The organism is Pseudomonas sp. R62, from assembly GCF_000257605.1.
Classification (GTDB): Bacteria; Pseudomonadota; Gammaproteobacteria; order Pseudomonadales; family Pseudomonadaceae; genus Aquipseudomonas; species Aquipseudomonas atacamensis.
In genome coordinates this window covers 1-906 of record NZ_AHZM01000906.1, presented here as the reverse complement: position 1 = coordinate 906, position 906 = coordinate 1, and the positions used below count along the sequence as shown (strand labels likewise).

The following is a 906-nucleotide window of genomic DNA, read 5'->3' as shown; positions in this document are numbered from 1 at the left end:
AGCAAGTGGCCAACGTCGCGCACACCAGCATCATTCAGAACGCTTGGCATCGCGGGCAGCCGCTGTCGATCCACGGCTGCATCTACGGCATCAAGGATGGCCGCTGGAAAAGTCTCAATACCACCATCAGTGGTTTCGAACAGTTGCCGCCGCAATACCGTTTGCGTCCGGTCGGCGCGCCGTAACCGCAGCTTTCAGCTTCGGCCTGGATGCCGCCAGCGCTGTAAAAAGCGCTGGCCTTCAGGCGTGGGTGGTTCGTCGTAACCGGTGATCCAGCCACGGCAGCGCGACGAACCGCAATCGCAGGCGAACTGGCGTAGCAGTTTGTCTTCGGTCGATGCGTAATCGATGCTCAGATGTTCGCCGCTGTGGATATCTTTCAAGGCCCACAGCCACAATTCGCTCATGTCGAGAAATACATTCGGGTCGCAGGCGTGTTCCAACACCCCGCAAAAGCGCGGATCGTAAACGTGAATGCCGGTTTGCAGCTGACGGGTCTGTCGACAGCGATAGGGCAGCAATTGCCCGGAAACCCGGCACATTCGGCTGATGCGCAGAAACTCACGGCGCGCGACCACTGCCGTGGCAACGCCTCGTTCGTTGTGAATGATCTGGAAGTCGTCGCAGGATGGAAAGCCCAGCCGCACCGGAAGTCCGGCGAACGGATAGATGCCTTCTGTGTCGCGCGGCAGGTGCCGGCCCATGGCTTGATTGTTCATAACGATCCTTGTTGTTGAGTGTTGCCTCCGGGTTGTGCCCATGCCTCGCCAGGCGGAGCATGATTGGATCCAAGCGTCGCGCAATTGAAGGTACCGGTCTACTGTCAAACCTGACAGGCGCGATCACCGTTGGCCCGCGTCAGCATTGGCTGACACGGGGGCTCCGGCAGCGATTACAGAGCGGGTG

General features: G+C 59.7%; 1 protein-coding gene and 1 pseudogene. One reads left to right on the top strand and one right to left on the bottom strand.

Going from position 1 to position 906, the window contains the following annotated elements:
- Positions 1–185, top strand: a pseudogene (locus OQK_RS01035) (carbonic anhydrase); the annotation flags it as partial.
- Between the two features lie 9 nt (positions 186–194).
- Here the strand turns inward: OQK_RS01035 and OQK_RS01030 are convergent.
- Positions 195–719 (bottom strand): SET domain containing protein, encoded by a 525-nt coding sequence (locus OQK_RS01030; protein WP_016770725.1) that lies wholly within the window; start codon positions 717–719, stop codon positions 195–197.
- Between the last annotated feature and the right edge of the window lie 187 nt (positions 720–906).

Excerpts from the sequence above, each read along its gene's own strand:
- OQK_RS01030 (WP_016770725.1), bottom strand. The coding sequence starts at position 719 with ATGAACAATCAAGCCATGGGCCGGCACCTGCCGCGCGACACAGAAGGC.